This is a genomic window from Paenibacillus sp. JNUCC32 (genome assembly GCF_014863545.1).
Taxonomy (GTDB): domain Bacteria; phylum Bacillota; class Bacilli; order Paenibacillales; family Paenibacillaceae; genus Paenibacillus_AQ; species Paenibacillus_AQ lautus_A.
The window spans coordinates 1567011-1586234 of sequence record NZ_CP062260.1 but is presented as its reverse complement, the minus strand read 5'-3'; the positions used below and the strand labels follow the sequence as shown (position 1 = coordinate 1586234).

The window sequence follows — 19224 nt, the reverse complement described above, 5'->3', positions numbered from 1 at the left end:
TTTTGTCGCGTTTATTTATACTTTTTCGGAATCCGAATATAGAAGCAGCTGCCGCCAACATGCTCATCTCCGTTTTCGGCCCACACGTGGCCGCCATGAGCGGAAACCAGCTGCTTGACGATCGCCAGGCCCATTCCGCTTCCGCCGCTTAACCGATTCCTCGACTTATCGCCCCGATACAGCCTTTCGAATATATACGGCAGATCGGATTGGGAGATGCCCTGTCCCGAATCCCGAATCCGAATCAGGGCATCGGCCCCTTCGTCCACGAGATCGGCTTGCACCGTACCGCCGGACGGGGTGTAGTGCAAGGCATTGCTTAACACATTGATCAGAATCTGATGCATCCGGTCTGGATCCACCTCGACTGCGATCGAAGAACTGCCGGCATATTGCAAACTCACTTCTTTTTCATGATACATCGCCTTCGCCAACGTGACGGCTCTCTCCATAATATGGCTCAGATCCTGCTCGGACCGGGACAGCTGAAACTCCGGGGATTCCATATCGTGCAGCTCCTCCAGCTCCGTGACGAGCTGAATCAAACGGTCGATTTCATCCAAGCAGGTGCGGAAACGGTCTGCAGTCGGCTCCCATACCCCGTCCTCGAGTGCACGGGTGTGACTCTTTAAGGTGGTTAGCGGCGTTCGGAGCTCATGCGCGATATCTTGCGTCATGTTCCTGCGAAGCTGCTCCTGTTTCTGCAGCTGCACTGCAAGCTCATTCAGCGAAGCACCAAGCCCCGCAATTTCATCGTACCCTTCGGCTGCCACGCGGATATCCCAATTTCCCTGCGTCATCATTTCTGCCGCCCGCTTCATCTGGACGAGGGGAGCCGATATCCTTCTTGCTACATAGATTCCTATTATGGAGGCTATGGCAATCGATAACAGGCAGGTTAAGATAATCGATTGCATCTGCGCCTGCTCCAAATGGTAGTTCAGCTCATCCATTCCGCTGTGTCCGCTGGACTGCTGCTGGTACATCGCGATATGGTAATGGTTCGTCACGATGTTGATCACGGTAAACACGATCAGGATCCCTGCCGTGATGCTGATAATGATGGCGGCGAGCCTCAGGTCTAGGCGATGCTTCAAGCCCCGTCACCTCCGAAGCGATAGCCGAATCCGTAAACGGTGAGGATATATTTCGGCTGCTTTGGGTCGGATTCAATCTTTTGACGCAGATTCTTTATATGCTGATCGATGATGCGGATGTCTCCGATAAAATCGTAGCCTAATACCCGGTCAACCAGTTCCTCGCGAGAGAAGTTCCGCTGCGGGTATTTGGCCAACAGCAGCAGCAGTTTATATTCGCTCGGCGTCAAATTCACGATTTGTCCATGGCTGGTGACCTCATGCTTCATGGAATGGATGACCAATGCGCCTTCATCATATACAATGACGTCCGCGAGCAGCTTGCTGTCATCCCCCCGCCTCAAAACAGCCTTGACCCTTGCCACGACTTCCCGAGGGTCGAACGGCTTCACGATGTAATCATCGGCTCCGATCGCAAATCCGCCGATCCGGCTGCTCTGAGCCACCTTAGCCGTTAACATCACGATGGGGACCGAGCTAAACGTTCGAATTTCCTTGCATATCCGTTCACCGTCCATATCCGGCAGCATGAGGTCCAATAGGACAAGGTCCACGGCTTGTCCTCGCAGGCAATCGAATGCCTCGGCACCGTTCGCCGCTTCCAGCGTCAAGTAACGTTCTTTGTTCAAATAAGATACAAGAACTTCTCGAATATTCGGTTCATCATCCACGATTAATATGGTTTTCATTCCGGTATCTCCTTATAGAATCCTTCATCAGTACAAGTCAACTGTAACATAAGTCTCCATTGTAACTGAAACTTGTGAAGATTCCATGAGGATGAATAAGATGGTCCATGAAGCCCATGAGATTGTTGGGCTTCATGGTATACTAATGCATTTCGTTTTATCACGTGGCATTTATAAGAGACTTCAGATAAGAGACGCTTTGCGGCACCTGGCTTTCATGCAAGCCATGAAGAATCAGCGGCCCGTTAAAACGATAAGCGCGCAGGAGCTGAATGTATGCTTCATAATCCAGTTCTCCGGATCCGGCAGCCCTGTACCGGAATCCATCTACAGTCGAATAATCCTTGGCATGAGCCATAATGACATGTTCACCGAGCAGTGACAGCGCTTGATCTACTACCTCTGTCAAAGCCTTTCCGTCGTTCGGGTTGAACAAATTCGCTGCGTCCAGTACCACCTTCAACCGCGGAGTACGCATCGTATCCAGCAGCTGTCTGGCTTTAACGGCATCGCTGATCACATTGGCCGGCTCCGGTTCAACGGCCAGCTCGAGCCCGAATTCCTCTGCTATATTCACCAGTGCCTGCATGGTGATCAGCAGATCATCCCATGCTTCCGGCGAATCGTTGTCCGGATGTCTTCTCCACATATCGATTGGATCCCTCGTCCCTGTGCACAGGGTAATGACCGACGTCCCCATGAAATGGCACATCGCTGCCAAATGGCGAAACCGGCGAATGTCATGCTGCCGTTTCTCCTGATCGGGGTGGATCATATTAAAGGTCCCGGATACGGCCGCCATATGAAGATGCCGATTCTCGCACGCAGCTTGAATATGTGCCGCGGTCCCCAGATCGACGGCCTCCGGCAGCGACGGAAGAGCGGCGCAGGTAAGATTGAACTGGATGACCTCCAATCCGGTTGCTATGACAGCGTCCAAGTTTTCTTCCAGTGTCGGCCTCTCAAACGTCTTGGAGAATATGCCCAATTTCATCACTCATACGCCTCCCGATGCTTCAGCCAGCTTTACCGTCTTGCCGCTCTCAACGGATCTGGCGATCGCCGCCATCGCGCGCATGGCTGCTACTCCGTCATCCAGATTGGCTCCTCGCATGGGTGCCTGCTCCAGAATCGTATCCGCGAAGCCTTCAACCTGCAGCTTGAAGAAATGCGCATCTTCGCCTAGCGGCCTGTGATAACAACCGTCGCGCGAGGAGAACACCTCGACGTCGCTTGACTTGAAGAGCCACGGATTGTAGGTCTTGCCAACAACGCTTCCGTGTTCACCGTAAATTTGAAAGCCTTCATGCCAGTCCATCCGGACGGCGACCGTAAGATCCAGATGCCCTACAGCGCCCGATGCAAACTGAACCGTGACGAACCAGTTATATGCGCCGAATTTCTGCGTATTCCATGCCGTCACGCTCACCAGGTCCCCCCCTAAAAAGCGGGCCGTATCCACCAGATGGCTACCATGCGTCAGCATGTAATAACGCAACTTATCGAGCTTCGGATTACCTTCCGGCCTCAGGGCATTCGGACTAAGCCGCACCAACGGCTGCACGTTTTCGGTGACCGTATACCGGTAGGTGGAATCGCAGTACCATGCTTTCAGGGCCAGCATCTCCCCCATCTCTTGCTCAATAAACCGTTTAGCATAAGCGATGCCGGGATCAAAGCGTTTCATGTTTCCGATTTGGACAACACAACCGGAATCCCTTGCTCTCCGCTGCAATTCCTCACACTCTTCTACGGTGACGCCAAGCGGCTTCTCCACGAGAACATGTTTACCTGCTTCGATGGCTTTAAGGGCGGCTTTCACGTGAAATTGATCCGCGATGCCAATGATGACAGCTTCCACCTCGGGATCTGCCAGCATCTTGTCATAATCCTTGTAGGTTCGTACCGGCTGATGGATTTCGGCCATGCGGTTCAGCAAATCCTCCGCGACGTCGCATATCGCATAAAGGCGTGCATTGCGCGCCCTCCGGCAAGCTTCGAAATGTCCGTACTGCGATATGGGGCCGCAGCCCAGCACGGCTGCATTCAATGTCGTTCTATTCTCGGCCATGACAGCACCTCCTGTAGTTGATGATTATAAGAAAAACGCCGATCGACGTACTTTCTCAGAAGACAGACCGCGGTTAGAGGATGTTTTTCTTGCGGTTATTGAATTGTTCGGCTCCGCTGGAAACTAATAAATTCTATAATCTATGGCAAAAGCCGCAGGATATACTCCTGCGGCTGCATTCCCTCTTATTTTTTTGCCATGTATTTGCGAATGTCAAATGCTACCGCTGCTACGATAATAAGCCCTTTGATGATCAATTGCCAATAGGGACTGACGCCGATAAAGGTTAACCCGTAATTGATAACGCCGAAGATCAGAACCCCGGCCATCACGCCGGGCACCGTGCCGATGCCGCCAGCCGTGGATACGCCTCCGACCACGCATGCCGCTATCGCATCCAGTTCATACATGTTGCCATAGTTGTTGGTCGCACCACCGGTTCTTGCAGCCTCCAGCACGCCGGCGATGCCGTACAGTGCACCGGAAATAGCGTAGATCGCGATGAGATTGCGAGCGACATTGATCCCCGATACATGCGCAGCTTGCACGTTGCCGCCAATGGCATACATGTTTTTGCCGAGCCGGGTCTTGTTGAAGATGACCCAGCAGATGAACGCAACAAAGATAGCGATGATGACGATGTAAGGGAGTGAGTAACCGCCGCCGAAGTCGATGTAGCCGCTGCCCCACACGGTAAAATCCGGTCGTAAGCCGCCGATCGGCTGGGACTGGTTCGGCTCCATATCAAAATAGATGGAATTGACGCCGTAGATCCCGACCATCGTACCGAGCGTCGCTATGAACGGCGGCACATGCAGCTTGGCAACAATGAAGCCATTGATTAGACCGACGACAAGCCCCGCTACGATACCGATCAGGATCGGCAATAGAACCGATACCTGGGGCAAATCCGGGAAAAAGCGGTTCGCATAAACCTCCGTTTGCAGCATCGAAGCCGATACGACCGCGGTTAAGCCTACGACGCGACCTGCGGAAAGGTCTACCCCGCCAGTGATCAGAATGAATGCCGCTCCCAGCGCGATGATCAATCTGGTCGAGGATTGCTGCAGGATATCCCGCAATGTGGAAAAGGCCAGAAAGTTGGGATCTGCGACGGCAATCCCGATGACGAGCAGTATCAATACTACGAATATGGCGCGCTGCGCCAAATAATCTTTAACCTTGACGATGGCTTGCGTATTCATCGACTTCCCCTCCCGGATCGGCCGACCGCTGCTGTGCGGCCAGACGCATGATTTCCTCTTCGCTTGCTTCCTGCCCTCCCAGAATTCCCGTCATCCGCCCTTCGCTCATCACCATGATCCGGTCGGACATTCCGAGCAGCTCGGGCATTTCGGAGGAAATCATAATGATGCTCTTCCCTTGCGTCGCCAGCTGCGTAATGATGGAATAAATCTCGAACTTGGCGCCCACATCGATCCCGCGGGTCGGCTCATCCAGCAGCAGGATCTCGGGCTCCGTAAGCAGCCATCTCGCCAGCAGCACCTTCTGCTGGTTCCCGCCCGACAGATTTCGAATCTGGGTATTGACCGACGGCGTCTTGGTTCTCAGCTTCTCCACGTTCGTTCGCGCATCCTCGATGCCTCTGCGTTCATTCAGCAGGAACGCCCAATTCTGATACCTTCGAAGATTGGCAATGACCGTATTCTCGTAGACCGAGAGTACCGGGAATATGCCGGTGACTCTACGCTCCTCCGTCAGCAGTGCCATGTTGTTTTTCTTCGCATCGGAAGGCGACTTGATCTTCACTGGTCTCCCGTTAATCGATATGGTTCCGGAGGCCACCGGACGAAGCCCGAAGAGAGCCTCAACCAATTCCGTGCGCTGAGCGCCGACAAGGCCGCCAATGCCCAGAATCTCGCCCTTTCTCAGCCCGAAGGATACATTCTGAAACGAGTTCGGATTAGTGGAGCTTAATTGGCGGACCTGCATCCGGGTTTCGCCCGGAATGTTCGTCCGTTCAGGATAGCGCTCCGTCAAATCCCGTCCCACCATACGGGTAATGATCAAATCGGTCGTCAATTCTCCTGCCTGCCAGGTTCCCACGTACTTCCCGTCCCGCATGATCGTGACATCATCGGATATGCGCAGAATTTCTTCCATTTTGTGCGAGATGTAGACGATGGACACGCCCTGCGACCGCAGCCTGTTCATGATGCTGAACAGATGCTCCACCTCGTTCCCGGTCAGAGATGAGGTCGGTTCGTCCATTACGATCACTTTGGAGTGATAGGACACCGCTTTGACAATCTCAAGCGATTGGATCTTGGACACAGAAAGCGCTCCTGTCCTTGCTCTGGGATCAATATCGATATCAAGCTCGCGGAACAGCCGGAGCGTGTCCGCTGCCATCTGTTTCTCGTTCACGAATTTCAAGGGCCAGAAGCCCGTCATCGGAAATCTTCCCAGCCATATATTCTCCATCACATTGCGGTGCGGCACGGGATGAAGCTCCTGATGAATCATGGATATTCCGTGATTTAATGCATCCTTGGAGCTGTTGATGGCGACCTTGTCGCCGTTTAAGTAAATGTCGCCTTCATCAGGCTTGTAGATGCCGAACAAACATTTCATCAGCGTTGATTTGCCGGCTCCGTTCTCGCCCATGAGCGCATGCACGGTTCCGGGTCTTACCTTGAACGTTACGTCGCTTAATGCCTGAACGCCTGGAAACGCCTTCGATATATTCCGCATCTCCAGCACATACGATTCCGCCACTTTGAATACCTCCTTCGCTTTTCCGGGCCAAAAGGGTCCAATATAAAGGGACAACGCTACGATGAGCCGCTGCCCCTTCTTATAACCCTGCCATTATTTCGCGTCGGCGATATTGTCCTTCGTTATTTTTTTGTAGGCGATCCACACGTATTTACCGTCGGTAATATCAAAGCCGGTATTCTCCTTGTTCGGCGTTTCCCCTTTGGAAAGCGCGGCCGCTATGGCAACGGAAGCTTTGCCCTGGCTCTTGGCGTCGTTAAGCACGGTTCCGAGAAGGGTGCCATCTTCCAGCGCCTGGACGGCGGGAGCCGTCGCATCGACGCCCACGACCGGCATGTACTTGTCGCCGCTGAAATAACCTGCCGCTTTCAAAGCCTCAATCGCTCCGAGCGCCATATCGTCATTGTTGGCCAGCACCGCTTCAATCTTGTCGCCATGGGACGCGAGGAAGGTTTGCATCTTCTCCTGTCCTTTCACGCGGTCCCACATAGCGGTATCCACCGCAAGCGCTTCCACTTCAATGCCGGCGTCTTGAATCGCCTGAACGGAGAATTTGGTCCGCAGCTCGGCATCCTGATGGCCCGGCTCCCCCTGCAGCAGCACATACTGCAGCTTGCCGTCCCCGTTCTTGTCTGCCTTCGGATTCGCTTTCCAATAATCGACGATCAGCTGTCCGGAGATCGTGCCGGATTCCTCCGCCTTCGCCCCTACGTAATAAACCTTATCCCATTTGTTCATGTCTTCCGCGATCGGCTCCCGGTTCAGGAAAACCACCGGCGTATTGGCGGTTTTCGCCTTGTCGATAATGACGCCCGCTGCCGTGCGGTCTACGGGGTTGATAATCATAGAGCTGTATTTTTTCGAGATAAACAGATCGATTTTCTCATTCTGGGTCGGCTGCGCATTTTGACTATCCACGATATCCAGTTTGGCTACGCCATTCGCTGCATCGGACATCGCATTCCGAACGCCTGTCATAAAGGTATCGTCGAACTTGTAAATCGCCACCCCGACTTGAGGCGTGCTGCCGCCTGCCGCGTCGCCGCCCGTGCTATCGCTGCCGGTTGAACTGCTCCCGCCGTTGTTGCATGCCGCCGTGGTCAGCATCATGCCTGCCATTAGGACAAACAGCCATTTTTTCTTCACTTGGGTTGACCTCCCTGATTCATTCGATATTTCAGTGCTGGCTGCGGAACTCCGAAGCCGTATCTCACTGACTACCGCCATTATGCCGGAATGACCCTGATATTCGAATTCAAAATCCTCCTGATTTCTAGCAAAATTCTCATCATTTACCGATTGGCTTCGCGACTTCCTTAATTACTTCACAAATGGAAACAGCACCTTCTGATTATCCATCCAGAACATATTGTCGGCATCGATCACCTTGGTCTCAAGCACGATCGGCTTATCATATCTCGAACCGTCCATGACCTTCACAGCCTGCTCTACGCCCAAGTAGCCCGTGCTGAATCCGTTCTGTACCACGAGTTTATGAAGGACGCCATCCTGAAGAAGCTGAAGCTGTTCCAGATCGCTGCCGAAGGTGACAATCTTGATCTCACCTTGAACCTTCCGCCTTGCGACTTCTTTAGCCGCTCCCAAGGAAGCCTGAATATCGAGTGCCAGAATTCCGTCGACGGCGCCCTGATCCAGCAGCTGTTTGGCGGCCTGCCAGCATGCATCCTCGCGTTTGCCGCAAGCCGCGCCGCCCGCTATTTCAATTCCGCCGATATCTGACCATGCCCGTTTGGCTCCCTCTTCGCGGGCGATCAAGTCGGGGTCCTCCCTGTCGGAACGCAGGATGGCTACTGTACCCCGACCTTCAAGCAAGTCGGCCAGCTGCTCGCCCGCCTTGCGTCCGGCAGCTTCATTATTGATCGCGATCGCGGATAAGATGCCTGTGGTCATTCGTTCATCATTCAATGCAATCACGGGGGTACCCGCTGCCGCTGCCTTATCGCCTAATTCCTGCAGCACAGCCTCCGATGCCGGGTCGATCAAGATCGCGGAGGCGCCCTTCTCCAACATCTTCAAAGCGGCCTGCAGCTGCTCCTCCTCATCGTCGCTAGGCTCCAGGGAAACATAATCGAGCGCCAATCCGTATTCCTTGGCGGCCGCCTCGGCGCCTAAACGGATTGCATCCCCCTGCTCTTCGGCGTGTACGGGAGCCACAAGGGCAATATGTTGAAGCCCGGGCTCCTCATCCGGGTCCGTATCGGATGAACACGATGTTAAGAGGATCAGGACAGCGACGAGTGCAGCGAAACATCCCCTAGGTCCAATCGGTAACCGCAGCGGCCGAAAAGTTCTAATCATGCTCGCGTTCCTCCTCGTCCATATCGTGAATGACCGGAATCCGTATGCGAACGGTAGTGCCCGCCTCCTGCTCGCTCTCGAATTCCAGCCCGTACCGTTTGCCGTAATACAGGCGAATTCGGTCATGGACATTTCGAACGGCCACGCCGGAACCGGCCGTATTGATAAATTGTGCCGGGTTATGAGGCGTCTCTTTAGCGTCCAAGATTCCTTCAACCATCTCGGGCGTCATCCCAACCCCGTTATCCGTAACCGTCATTTCCAGCAATTCGCCTTTTACGGCTGCCCCTATGCGAATATGCCCCTGATCCACCATATACTCGATGCCGTGCACGATGGCATTCTCGATTAAGGGCTGAAGCACCAGCTTGAGGGTGTAACAGGATAGCGCGGCTTCGTCCGCTTCGATCGCAAAATCGAATTTCTGTTTATATCTCATCTGTTGTATGGTCATATAATGCCGTGCGTGCTCCAGCTCTTCCCGGACGCTTATCGATGTCTTCCCTTTGCTCAAGCTCAAGCGAAACAGCTTCGACAAGGAAGTAATCATCGTAATGACCTCCTCCTTCTTGCTCATTCCTACCATGCGAACAACCGAATTCAGGGTATTGTACAAAAAATGAGGGTTGATCTGGGCCTGCAAGGCTTCCAGCTCATATTTACGCTTCGATTCCTGCTCCTTCACAATCTGTTTCATGAGCTGCCTGATCTTATTCAGCATCAGGTTGAAACGGCTGGACAGCTGCACTACTTCAAGCGGTCCCTGCAACGGGAGCTCCACGTCGAAATCGCCCCGTTCCACGGCTTTCATCGTTCGGCCCATGCGGCGGATGGGCCGGGTGAGCATGGCCGAAAGAATCAGGGATACCGCGATGGCCAGCACCAAGACTATGGCAACCACCCGGACCAAATAACGGTTGACCTCTTCTCTTGTGGTCATGATCTCATCCAAATAGGATACGCCCACGATTTTCCAGCCTATGTTGACGACCGATTTGACCGTATTGAGCCGCTTGACCCCATCCGATTCATCAATGTAGCTCTCCGAGGAGGTCAGCGCCCGCTCAACGCTCTCATTCCGAAGCCCCATGTAGATTAATTGCTGCTGCGGATGGTACACGATATTTCCCGCTCCTTCGTCAATGATGTACGCATACCCGCGCTTCCCCAGACTGATGCGGCTGCTCAGCTCGTCGATCTTCTTGAAGTTGATATCCACCAGCAGAATGACGTACATCGGCTCCCCGTCATGAACGACCGTAATGCCTTTGCTCATCGTGACGACCCATTCAAACGTTTGGTCGTATAAATTCTGAACATGGGGCAGCGAGAAGCTCAGATGGTCGGAGACTCTCATGGCCGAGTGAAACCAGCTCTGTTCCGTCACCTTGGCGCTGGGCTTGACCGGAATGGCCGGATGGTTCCGCAGCATGTCGCCCTGATCATTAAACAAAGCGATGGAGACGATGTCATCTCGGCTTCGCATGATCGTATCGAGCTGTTTTGTCACCTGTTCATCGTCCCATTGCCCGTCTGCCAGCATATTTTCCTCGATCGCCCGATACAGCTGCGCCATCCCGTCCACGTAATCCTCGAGATTATAGCTAACTTGGTCCACGATTTGCTGGGCATTCAGGAATACGCTTTGCTCTGCCGATCGCGAGAATTTATTGAAGAGCAGTACGGCTACCACGATCACAATGAGCAGAATGAACGCCGAGAAGGACCACATGATGATGGATTGAATGCTGTGCGCCCGGAATCGCTTAACCCATCGTTGAACAAAAGGTAGGACCGAGTATCGCTTCGTATACGTGATTTTCACCGATGCCCTACCCCCTCGCTTGTGCCCGATATTCCTTAGGCGAAACGCCGACCTGCTTCTTGAAGCTGAAGCTGAAATAATTCGGATCGGCAAACCCGACGCGCTCAGCGATTTCGAAAGCCTTCAGGTCGGTGGAACGTAAAAGCTCCTTGGCCGTTTCCATCCGCAGCTGCATTAAGTACTGCACATAGGTCATTTTGAGCTCTTTTTTGAATACGCCGCTAAAATAGCCTGTGCTGATATGCAGGTTCATGCACAGCTTCTGCAGCGATATATCCGGGTCGCCGTAATGCTCCCGCGTGTATTGGAGCGCTTTCTCCACGATGTCTTTATAGGCATGCTGCCTAGAGCTGGAGATTTGCTTGCGGATGGCCAAACTGACATCCTGAAGCCAAGCTTTAGCCTCCTGTAGTCCGGAAAACTTGAAGATCTCGGCATGCAGCTGATACCCCGCTCCAAACATCTCCTCAAGCTCGATCCCGGATTCTTTAGCCGTTCGAAGTATGGCCGTTACGACTTCCAGGAGATAGATCTGAACCTCTTGAATCGTGCAGGATGCTCCGATCAGCTCATCGAATATGTGCGTAATCGCTTCACTTAATTCCTCCGCGGTTCCGAGCTTAAGATTGCGGATCAGCGCTTGCTCCTGCAATTCGTCCAGGCGGACCCCTTCCTGCCTCGGACTCTCCACGTCATCGATGAAGATGACTTTCTCGGCGCCGAGAATCAGCCGGTAGTCCAGCGCCAGCAGCGCATCCTGGTAGGAGTGCTTAAGATCGGACAGTGTCCGGACCCTGGAACCCACGCCGATCGTAACCGGCAGCTTCAGATAGTGAAGAATGCTTTTGAGCAAACGATCCAGTGCGACCTGCAGGTCGCCAAACCACGACTCGTCCTCGCAGCCGTCATTCGTAATCAAGAACACGATGCTATCCTGATATATGAATGCGCTTCCAAAAGAAAGGGGATCCATCAGCTCTTTCGCAATGTTCAGCATGGCGTGCAGCATCAAGTCCATATCGCCGGAATGCCGCAGGGAGCTTGATGGAGCACTCTCCTTATGCTCAGCCGCCGGATATAAAGCCATCACCGCGGCGAGATAACAGGCGCCGTTCAGCGGAAGGCCGTAATTCCGAGTTTTCTCCTCAATGATGGAGCGGGGCAATTTTCGGGTTAACAGCGAAGCCAGGAACGATTCCCGAAGCAAAGGCAGGCTTGTCCGGTAATGCTCCTTCAATTGGCGAACGTCCTCACGCTCCGCCACCTCCATATCGATTTTGTCCTTGATCTTGCCTAATAACTCCATGAAGCTTTCGGCAGAGAACGGCTTGAGCAAATACTCATCCACGCTGAGCGTAATCGCTTGGCGGGCGTAATCAAATTCGTCATAGCCGGTCAAAATCACGATTTTGCACAGCGGCTGATGCTCCCTTAGCCATGAGGCCAGCTGCAGTCCATCCTGAAAGGGCATACTGATATCGGTAATAACGACATCCGGCTCCAACCGCTCCGCAGCCTCCACGGCCTCTCTTCCGTTCTCCGCCGTCCCCTTGATCTCGAATCCGCAGGCTTCCCATTGGATTTCCTGAACGAGGCCTTCTCTCACATCGGCTTCATCATCCACTAACAGCACTTTATACAATGCGACCCCTCCCGTTTCTGTCCTGTTCGGTTGCAAACTGAATCTATAGTGATCTTACCTCGCCGCACCCAAATTGGGAATCTTCCACATTATGTTTTTTGCAACAAAAAAAAGAACGAATCCACGACTCCAGCGAAACAGTGCATCCCTGTTCCTGGAGTCATGATTCGTTCCGAATTCGATGGTACAGCATTCCTTACGCCTGAACGGGTACGGAGACGGGTTTTACCGGCGTGCTCAACCTCTTGATGCTCAGATAGTAAGCGATGCCGAGCGGGATGACGGCGCCCAGCCAAGCCAGCGGATTTGCCAGGCTTGCACCGAGGAAGCCGATCTGCGCTGTCAGGAAGATAGCAGCCAGTACCCGCATGATCAGCTCCATGATGCCCGCCACAGTGGGAATTAAGCTCTGACCAAGCCCCTGAAGCGTGAAGCGGTAGATAAACAGCAGCGACAGAAGCAGATAGGTGCTGCCGTTCGATATGAAATACAGCCTGCTGAGCGACAGCAATTCCTCTTGGCCTTGACCCACAAAAAGGCTGACGGCGGCAGGACCCGCGAATATAACCAGCAGGCCCACGACGATGCTGAATGATCCCGAGAGCCAAATACACTGCTTAACCCCCAGTTTGATCCGGTCTATGCGATTCGCTCCAAAGTTCTGAGCGGCAAAAGTCGCCATCGTAATCCCGAAGGAACTCATCGGCTGCGTGGCGAGCATATCAATCTTCTGAGCAGCGGTATAAGCCGCAACGGCTGATGCCCCGAGACCGTTTAGCGTGATCTGCAGAATAATGGCTCCGATGGCGATAATGGAGGCTTGGAAGCCCATCGGAAAACCTACCCACATATGCTGGCGAATAAATTTCCAATCGATGGACCAGTCGGCATTCTTGAATTGAAGGAGCGGGACCTTCTTATGAATGTAGATCAGACAGAGCAGGCAGGAGAACAGCTGCGATACAACCGTGGCAAGTCCGGCTCCGGCGACTCCCATCTTAAATACGAGAATGAATAAGAGGTCGAGCACGATGTTCAGAATGCTTGCAACGACCAGGAAGAGAAGCGGCGTCCGGCTGTCGCCGAGAGCGCGGAGCAGGTTAGCCAGCAAATTAAACAGAACGGCCGCGCCGACGCCCCAGTTAATGACGATCAGATACGAATACGCATCATCCAAAATTTCGGCAGGGGTGTTCATCATGACGAGGACGGGTCTCGTAAATATAACGCTCACGATGGTGAGGAATACCGTGAACACCAGACTGATCCATATACTCGTTCCCACGCTTTTGCGGACGCCTGCGATATCCTTAGCTCCAAAACGCTGTGCCGTTATGATAGACAAGCCAGCCGTCAAGCCTTGGGCAAAGCCGATGACAAAAAACAAAATGCTGCCTGTCGAGCCAACGGCTGCAAGTGCGTTCACGCCAATGGTACGTCCCACGATAAGGGTGTCCGCCATGTTGTAAAATTGTTGAAAAATATTACCGATCAAAAGCGGGATGGTAAACATGATAATCAGCTTGATCGGACTTCCTTGCGTCATGTCTCTCATGTAGATTCTCCTATGCCGTCAATAAACGTTCCTCTAGAGATTTATTTGAAATATTATGCTTCAAGCAGCGCTTATCGCATCGAATGGAAACATTATAATGGGTGAGGGTCGTTTGTATTCTTGTGTATCTTATCATGAAAGAACATAAATTTCTCCTATTTATTCCCGAAATCAAAACTAAAAGCAAGTACTCGTCATTCGAAGAGTCTGTACCCGATTTGGATCCCTGATTTCTCTATAACTGAAAAGGCCAACCGGTCATTTCGGTTGGCCTTTTCAACATGATGACATGTGATATCCCTATGGAATTCCGATGTTTATGCCTCTTCGACGGCAAGCTTATCCAAGGCCAGCTTCGCACGTGACCGCGCTTCTTCGACATCGCCGGCGGTTGACAGCGCGACTGCTACTCGTCTTCCGACCTTGGTTACCGGTTTGCCGAACATGCGAAGCTGCGTATTCGGAACGGCCAGCGCTTGATCGGCGCCTGTAATCGTATAGTCTTCCAGCTCTCGGCCGGCTTTCAGGGGGCGGCTGGCTCCCGGCGTGATCAATTCGATCTCTGGTATCGGAAACCCGAGAATGGCACGGACATGAAGCGCAAATTCGGATAGATTTTGCGTGACCAGCGTAACCAGCCCAGTATCATGCGGACGCGGGGATACCTCGCTGAAGTACACCTTATCCTCGGCCAAAAATAATTCAACGCCGAACAAGCCGTATCCGCCAAGCTCGTCGGTAATCTTCCGCGCAATATATTTAGCTTCCTCGATTTGCGCTTCAGACATATCGTGCGGCTGCCACGATTCGATATAATCTCCGCTTTCCTGAATATGCCCGATCGGCGCACAGAAGCTTGTTCCATTGACGGAGCGGACGGTCAGAAGCGTGATTTCCGACTGGAATGAAATGAATTCCTCAATGATCACCCTTCCGTTCTGAACGCGGCCGCCTTCCATGGCGATGTTCCAGCAGGACTCGATATCCCCTTCCGAACGGCACACGCTTTGACCTTTGCCGGAGGAGCTCATCAACGGTTTGATCACGCACGGAAAACCCATGTCCAGGACAGACTGCTTGAATTCCTCATAGGTATCGGCAAATCGATAGTCCGCAGTCGGCAGTCCCAACTCCTCTGATGCCAACCGGCGGATCCCCTCACGGTCCATCGTAAGCTTTGCGGCTCTGGCGGTAGGAATCACCCGAAACCCCTCATCCTCCAGCTTCACCAGCTCCGCAGTAGCCAGCGCTTCAATCTCCGGAACGATCAGGTCCGGCTTTTCCAACTCAATAATAGCGCGCAGCTTCTCTCCGTCCAGCATATCGATCACATGGCTGTGATCGGCAACGTGCATGGCAGGAGCATCGGCATAACGATCGACGGCAACGGTTTGGACACCCAATCGTTGTGCTTCAATTACGACTTCTTTCCCTAGTTCTCCGGATCCCAGCAGCAATATTTTTTTCGTTTTGAACATCGTTGTTTTATCCCCTTTTCATAGTTTCAGAGACGATAGAAGCCCAAGAAAATAATAAAGAGGTAAGGGAAATAAACTCCCTTACCTCTGCCCAGGCGTACGGCCGTTGTCATTCATGTGCTCCCTCATGGTTCCCCCATGCTACGCCAGTCACACATAAACCTATACATTGTTACATAAATGATACTGAATCTTTTCGTTAAATGCAATATCAGCCTGCGTCCTTAGGATTTAGACTTCAACATTTCGATCATATCCTGAAGCGAGTGTGACAGCCACTTCTTAGGATGAACGACAATCTGGATGTCCAGTCGAATGTCAGGGTGTTGAAAGGGAAGAACCGCCAGCTCTCCCCTCTTGATTTCCTCCTCTGCTACCATTCTCGGCAATAGGGAGATGCCGGTGCCGGACATGATATATCTTTTTATTGCCTCGGGGTTGCCCAATTCCAAACCAATACGGACGGGAGCTCCGCTGGCGCGCAGCACTTTTTCCAACATGATTCGGTAATTGCAAGTATCCTCGGTCATAATCCATTCGTAATCAGCCAGATGCTCCAGCTCGATGACGGGCAACCAGCGAAGCGGATGATCCGGATGGGCAATCAAATGGAGGGGCTCTTCCCGGATCGAGATCCAATTCAATGAAGTGTCTTCCGGTTTGTTCTCCAGAATAAGCCCGAGATCGTACTCGCCCTCTCTTACCTTACTGACGATGCTATCTTCACGATCCGTTTGCAAGCGGATGGCAAGATCTTCATGCTCCTGTCTTAGCCGATGAAGGACGGATGGAAGAAAATATGCGGCAAGCGAATCGATCGTTCCAATCGATAAGATGCCCCCGCCTTGTTTCGTCAGCTTTTCCTTAGACTGCTGGAACAGATCCAGCATTTGGACAGCATACTTGAACAGCTCCTCCCCTGACTTCGTCAGGCGCAGCCCTCTGCCATACCGTTCAAACAGCTTGACGCCGTATTCCTTCTCCAGCTTCTGGATCTGGGTGGTAACGCTGGATTGTGCATAACCCAATTCGTCAGCGGCTTTAGTAAAGCTCTTTCGAACAGCAACCTCCCTGAAGGTTTGCAGATAGATCAGTTCCATCGCTTTCTCCTCATCAATAATATTGATAATAACTATCTATTATTATAGATAACACCGATTCCGATTCCCATGGTAAAGTAAAGCCACAATTCATGAAATGGAGGAAAGATCATGTTGAGTCCGCAAGATTTGAGAGGTATTTATGTTCCGGTGGTCACTCCCTTTTCACATGAATACGCATTGGATGTTCCGTCTTATCATCGTTATTTGGAGAATTTGTTATCCCATGACATTCAAGGATTGATCATCAACGGTACGACCGGAGAGGCGCCGACGGTAACTTGGGAAGAGGTCGTTCAGGTGGTGGAGGAAACGCGAAAAGGTCTGGACGGACGGCAATTGCCGGTCATTATTGGTACGGGTACCAACGATACGTTCTCCAGCATGAAGCGGACGGAATGGGCAGGACATATCGGGGCAGACGCGGTATTGGTGGTCACGCCGTATTACAGCCGCCCTTCGATTGAGGGCATTATACAACATTTCTGCAAAGTCGCGGAGGTGGGGATACCGGTTATTTTGTACGAAGTTCCTTCGCGCACTGGAATTTCCTTACCGGTCGATGCCATTCGAAGAATCATGGAGATCCCCGGTGTCATCGGAATGAAGGACAGCACTGCGAGTACGGAGCTTATGAGAAGCTTGTCTCCATACGATACGAAGCCTGTTCTATGCGGGGACGATGTCCGCTTTCATGAGATGCTGCGTCATGGTGCATCCGGGGGCATTTTGGCGTCGGCCAATGTGAATACCGAGGCTTTTATTCGTGTGTATCAATTAGCTGCCCAAGGGGATTATTCTCGTTCCGAAAAGGAGTTTGAAGTGCTGCTTCCCGTTATTCATCAGTTGTTCGCAGAATCCAATCCCGCTCCGCTAAAATGGCTGCTTGCCAAGCAAGGCCTTATCTCATCCGACACCCTGCGCCTGCCGATGGGCACCATTACGGATGAGCTCAAGCTATCCTTGGATCAAGCACTCAAAAGCTGAGAAACTTTAAATCGTGGACGTAATAGATTTCTCCTCAAGAGTGGCGGGGCGCATACGCTGCCTTGCCTTTCTTGAATGGATGATTCGGATGCGATAGGGCGCACATGCTTTCAATCAGCAGATGATGGGATGGATGATACTGACATTTTACGCAAAAAAAGAAATCCTGCTTAAATCTATCGCTTTAAAGGATTGATGAATGAAATCGCCCCACTTATAATATGGGTACATTCAATTCCTCCCAGAAATTTGAAAGGAGACTTGCAGTGCTGCCCTATTCCACCCCTAATCATGATTTTGCCTTCGAACAATCTGTAATCGGTATGGCTTTGGTATCGCTAGATGGAACGATTCTTAAGGTCAATTCGGCACTATGTGATCTGTTGGGTTACTCGCCGCAGGAGTTAACTGCCGGGGCGCCGCAAGAAGAAAACAGCCTGCGCGAGTTATTGGATCGAGTGATTCAGAACGCTAGGGCTGCCCAAGGTCATCAGCCATCCGTCCCCCCGGTTGAACATGCTTACCGTCATCCGTCTGATCGCGAGTTATACCTTAGTGCACGCTGCAGCATTGATCACGATCCGGAGCGGGGGCCCAAGGGATACTTGGTACAATTCGAGGATCGATCGCTGCTGAGGCAGCTCATGAAACAGCTGGAGCAGAAGGAACAGAAGCTGAACGAGAAGGAAAATTCGTTTCTGCAGCTGCTGGAAGAGCTCCCTCTCTCCGTACTCATAACTAAAAAAGGCATTGTGCACTATGTTAATTCTGCCGCGCTCCGACTCGTCAATGCGACGCACTCACATGACGTGCTGGGCATTTCAACCGACGTGATCGTCGACGCATCGTATCATCAAGCATTGATGAAACGCAGGGCAACGTATGCCGAGAGCGGAGAAATCGGAAGCGTCGATTATCTGATACGCTGTCTGGACGGGCAGGAGAAGATGGTCACGGGATTTACGTTAATCATACAATATGAAGGCGAGAAAGCGGCCGTCGGCATCTTCAAGGACATCACGGAGCAGCGAATGGAAGAGGACCGCGTGATGCAATCCGAGAAGCTGACGACCGCCGGCCAATTGGCCGCCGGCATCGCTCATGAAATTCGAAATCCATTGACATCGATTAATGGATTCGTGAAGTTATTGCGATCCGCGGAACGCAGCAACGAGCTTTATTTTGAAATCATCGAATCGGAGCTCAAACGCATCGAGCTCATCGTCAACGAACTCTTGGTGCTCTCCAAACCGCAGGGCGCCCACGTGAGCGGACCCATCGACGTGTCGGCCATACTGGATCAGATCATTACGCTGATGAAGGTGCAAGCCGCTCTCAAGAATATAGAGATCATTCCCCATTATCCACTGGTTCCGATCTATGTACAGGGCGAAGTCAACCAGCTCAAGCAAGTGTTCATCAATCTGCTGAAAAACGCGATGGAAGCGATGAATCACGGGGGAAGCATCACCTTGGACATTGTGCACAGCGGTCCCGAGGTACAGATTATCGTGCAGGATGAAGGAGTTGGGATGACGCAGGATCAGATCCAATCACTGGGACAGCCCTTTTTTACAACGAAAGACACCGGCACGGGACTCGGTCTCATGATTACCAAGAATATTATTCATAATCACGGCGGTACGATGAACGTGGAGAGCACTCCTGATCATGGGACAACCTTTACGATCCATTTACCTGCATTATAATGCGTACAATCGG

15 protein-coding genes and 1 riboswitch are annotated in these 19224 nt (G+C 52.2%); of the genes, 2 read left to right on the top strand and 13 right to left on the bottom strand.

Annotation, left to right across the window (positions count from 1 at the left end):
* Nucleotides 1-11: 11 nt before the first annotated feature.
* The 13 genes from JNUCC32_RS07380 to JNUCC32_RS07320 all read right to left on the bottom strand — a co-directional run bounded on the left by JNUCC32_RS07380 (nucleotide 12) and on the right by JNUCC32_RS07320 (nucleotide 16515).
* Nucleotides 12-1097, bottom strand: coding sequence for a sensor histidine kinase (locus JNUCC32_RS07380; protein WP_192571515.1), 1086 nt, complete (start codon nucleotides 1095-1097; stop codon nucleotides 12-14).
* Entirely contained in the window at nucleotides 1094-1786 is a 693-nt protein-coding gene (locus JNUCC32_RS07375) for a response regulator transcription factor (RefSeq protein ID WP_036660898.1), read from the bottom strand. The genes JNUCC32_RS07380 and JNUCC32_RS07375 overlap by 4 nt, the downstream gene beginning before the upstream one ends.
* A gap of 160 nt (nucleotides 1787-1946) precedes the next feature.
* The gene (locus JNUCC32_RS07370; RefSeq protein ID WP_192572613.1) at nucleotides 1947-2780 is read right to left on the bottom strand and encodes a sugar phosphate isomerase/epimerase family protein; all 834 of its coding nucleotides are present in this window, start codon (nucleotides 2778-2780) and stop codon (nucleotides 1947-1949) included.
* 3 nt (nucleotides 2781-2783) lie between these two features.
* Nucleotides 2784-3857 carry a Gfo/Idh/MocA family oxidoreductase gene (locus tag JNUCC32_RS07365; RefSeq protein WP_192571514.1) on the bottom strand — a complete coding sequence of 358 codons (1074 nt, stop codon included), beginning with the start codon at nucleotides 3855-3857 and terminating at the stop codon, nucleotides 2784-2786.
* 185 nt (nucleotides 3858-4042) lie between these two features.
* Nucleotides 4043-5062 carry a galactose/methyl galactoside ABC transporter permease MglC gene (mglC, locus tag JNUCC32_RS07360; RefSeq protein ID WP_096774194.1) on the bottom strand — a complete coding sequence of 340 codons (1020 nt, stop codon included), beginning with the start codon at nucleotides 5060-5062 and terminating at the stop codon, nucleotides 4043-4045.
* Entirely contained in the window at nucleotides 5034-6572 is a 1539-nt protein-coding gene (locus JNUCC32_RS07355; RefSeq protein ID WP_192572612.1) for a sugar ABC transporter ATP-binding protein, read from the bottom strand. The genes mglC and JNUCC32_RS07355 overlap by 29 nt, the downstream gene beginning before the upstream one ends.
* A 117-nt stretch (nucleotides 6573-6689) precedes the next feature.
* Nucleotides 6690-7715, bottom strand: a complete 1026-nt coding sequence (locus JNUCC32_RS07350) for a galactose ABC transporter substrate-binding protein (RefSeq protein WP_374705882.1) — start codon at nucleotides 7713-7715, stop codon at nucleotides 6690-6692.
* Nucleotides 7716-7916: 201 nt separating this feature from the next.
* Nucleotides 7917-8915, bottom strand: coding sequence for a substrate-binding domain-containing protein (locus JNUCC32_RS07345; protein WP_192571513.1), 999 nt, complete (start codon nucleotides 8913-8915; stop codon nucleotides 7917-7919).
* Nucleotides 8908-10740 (bottom strand): cache domain-containing sensor histidine kinase, encoded by a 1833-nt coding sequence (locus tag JNUCC32_RS07340; RefSeq protein ID WP_192571512.1) that lies wholly within the window; start codon nucleotides 10738-10740, stop codon nucleotides 8908-8910. The genes JNUCC32_RS07345 and JNUCC32_RS07340 overlap by 8 nt, the downstream gene beginning before the upstream one ends.
* A 7-nt stretch (nucleotides 10741-10747) precedes the next feature.
* Complete coding sequence (locus JNUCC32_RS07335; protein WP_192571511.1) at nucleotides 10748-12382, bottom strand: response regulator; 1635 nt, start codon at nucleotides 12380-12382, stop codon at nucleotides 10748-10750.
* 196 nt (nucleotides 12383-12578) lie between these two features.
* A complete protein-coding gene (locus JNUCC32_RS07330) occupies nucleotides 12579-13937 on the bottom strand; it encodes an MATE family efflux transporter (protein WP_192571510.1) in 1359 nt (452 codons plus the stop codon).
* 317 nt (nucleotides 13938-14254) lie between these two features.
* A complete protein-coding gene (gene purT / locus JNUCC32_RS07325) occupies nucleotides 14255-15415 on the bottom strand; it encodes a phosphoribosylglycinamide formyltransferase 2 (RefSeq protein ID WP_096774198.1) in 1161 nt (386 codons plus the stop codon).
* 82 nt (nucleotides 15416-15497) lie between these two features.
* Nucleotides 15498-15579: riboswitch (ZMP/ZTP riboswitch) on the bottom strand.
* 60 nt (nucleotides 15580-15639) lie between these two features.
* Complete coding sequence (locus tag JNUCC32_RS07320; protein WP_096774199.1) at nucleotides 15640-16515, bottom strand: LysR family transcriptional regulator; 876 nt, start codon at nucleotides 16513-16515, stop codon at nucleotides 15640-15642.
* A gap of 111 nt (nucleotides 16516-16626) precedes the next feature.
* On the opposite strand from JNUCC32_RS07320, the gene dapA reads away from it, so the two are divergent.
* Complete coding sequence (gene dapA, locus JNUCC32_RS07315) at nucleotides 16627-17502, top strand: 4-hydroxy-tetrahydrodipicolinate synthase (protein WP_192571509.1); 876 nt, start codon at nucleotides 16627-16629, stop codon at nucleotides 17500-17502.
* Nucleotides 17503-17768: 266 nt separating this feature from the next.
* A complete protein-coding gene (locus tag JNUCC32_RS07310) occupies nucleotides 17769-19211 on the top strand; it encodes a PAS domain-containing sensor histidine kinase (RefSeq protein WP_192571508.1) in 1443 nt (480 codons plus the stop codon).
* Nucleotides 19212-19224 lie beyond the last annotated feature (13 nt).